The sequence below is a fragment of the Paraburkholderia mimosarum LMG 23256 = NBRC 106338 genome (genome assembly GCF_000739815.1).
Classification (GTDB): Bacteria; Pseudomonadota; Gammaproteobacteria; order Burkholderiales; family Burkholderiaceae; genus Paraburkholderia; species Paraburkholderia mimosarum.
This window is the reverse complement of sequence record NZ_BBJJ01000265.1, coordinates 1-1,840: the sequence shown is the minus strand read 5'-3', so window position 1 is coordinate 1,840 and position 1,840 is coordinate 1. Positions and strand designations below refer to the sequence as shown.

2 protein-coding genes are annotated in these 1,840 nt (G+C 64.0%); both read right to left on the bottom strand.

The annotated features are described in order from the left end of the window. Positions 1 to 59: 59 nt before the first annotated feature. Positions 60 to 884 (bottom strand): NADPH-dependent 7-cyano-7-deazaguanine reductase QueF, encoded by an 825-nt coding sequence (gene queF, locus BMI01S_RS37230; protein ID WP_028214457.1) that lies wholly within the window; start codon positions 882 to 884, stop codon positions 60 to 62. Next, positions 881 to 1,813: a 5'-nucleotidase gene (locus BMI01S_RS37225; RefSeq protein WP_028214456.1), complete on the bottom strand. Its 933-nt coding sequence runs from the start codon at positions 1,811 to 1,813 to the stop codon at positions 881 to 883. The genes queF and BMI01S_RS37225 overlap by 4 nt, the downstream gene beginning before the upstream one ends. Between the last annotated feature and the right edge of the window lie 27 nt (positions 1,814 to 1,840).

Here is a 1,840-nt window from a genome sequence, read left to right as displayed (position 1 = left end):
CATTAACGCCCCGGCAAGCGGGGCGTTTGCGTTTTGATGGCCTGCTTGCTGTCTACCGCTTACTGACGCGCGAGCCGGGCGTTATCCGGCATCGGCATGTTGAAGTTGGTGCGGAACGGATTGATGTCGAGGCCGCCGCGCCGCGTATAGCGCGCATAGACGGCGAGCCGGTCCGGTTTGCACTCGCGCAGGATGTCCATGAAGATGCGTTCGGCGCATTGCTCGTGAAAGCCCGTGTGATTGCGATACGAGATGATGTAGCGCAAGAGGCCCGCCTGGTCGATCTGCGGCCCGACGTAGTGAATCTGCACGCTGCCCCAGTCGGGCTGGCCCGTCACCGGGCAATTCGATTTGAGCAGGTTCGAGATCAGCGTTTCTTCCACCGGCGCCTCGTCGAACGCCGCTTTCAGCAGCGTCGGCTCCGGGTGATAGATCTCCGTGTCGAGATCGAGGCGATCGAGCGAGAGCCCGTCGAATTCCTCGAACGCGATCTTGCCGAACGCGCCCGGCTGCTCGAGCCGCACCGAAACCGGCGCGCCGCATGCCGCCGTCACATCGCGCCGGATCGTGTCGCGCACCACTTCGGCGGATTCGAACGCCGTTTGCGCGAACGAGCCCAGATACAGCTTGAACGACTTCGATTCGATGATGCTCGGCGAATCGGCAGGGATGAAGAACGTTGCGATCGCGATCTGCGGCTTGCCGCGCGCGTTGATCCACGAAAGCTCGTAGGCGTTCCAGATATCGGAGCCGAAGAACGGCAGTTGCGCGCCAATGCCGATCTGCTCGCGCGCGCCGGCGCGCGGGATCGGGAACAAGAGCGAGGCGTCGTACTGTTCGGTGTAGGCGGCGGGCTTGCCGAGCGGGGATTGGTCGGGAGTCATGATGCGTTGGCTTCGGTTGCGATATTCGTCACGCCGCTCGCCACGTGCCCGGTGGCCGTGACCGAGCGCGCGGATTCGCAATGGCGGATCTGGTCGTCGAAGAAAAAATCGGGTTCGAACTCGCGCAGGAACGGGCCTTTGTCGAGTCCGCCAAGGAACATCGCTTCGTCGATCTCGATGTTCCAGGCCATCAGCGTACGGATTGCACGTTCGTGCGCGGGCGCTGAGCGCGCGGTGACGAGGGCGGTGCGAATGTGCATTTGCGCGTTCGCGTCGGCGAGCTTCTGCAGCCGGTTGAGCGCGGCGAGCAGCGGCTTGAGCGGACCTTGCGCGAGCGGCAACTCGCGGTTGTCGCGTTCGTGGCTAACGAATGCGCCGAGGCCCTCGCTCTGGAAGATCTGCTCGGCTTCATCGGAAAACAGCACCGCATCGCCGTCGAACGCGATGCGAATTTCGTGCGCGTTGCGTTCCGTCATTGTCGCCGAATTGTGCTCGACGCGGGGGAACACGCGTGCGGCGGGAAAACCGGCGTCGAGCGCGCTCCTCACGTCGGCCGGGTTCGCGGAGAGGAACAGCGACGCATTGAGCGGCTTGAGGTAATGCCAGGGCTCGCGCCCGCGCGTGAACACGCCGCGCTGGATGTCGAGCCGGTGCTCGCGGCACGAGCTGAACGCGCGCAGGCCGCTAATGGGATCGCTGCGCGAAAGGATCACGACTTCCACGTGATGCGTGCCGTTATTCAGGGCGAGCAGTTTGCGGATCAGCGCGAACGCCACGCCCGGCTGCGCGGGCAGGTTCAGGCGCTCGCGCTGGAGCGCTTCGTAGGCTCGCAGGTCGCCGGCTTCGAACACGTGGTTTTCCTCCTCGAAATCGAAGAGCGCACGCGAAGAAATAGCGACGACGAGCTTGTCGGAGAGCGAAACGGACACGATGGCCGCCGGTTATGCAAGGTTAAG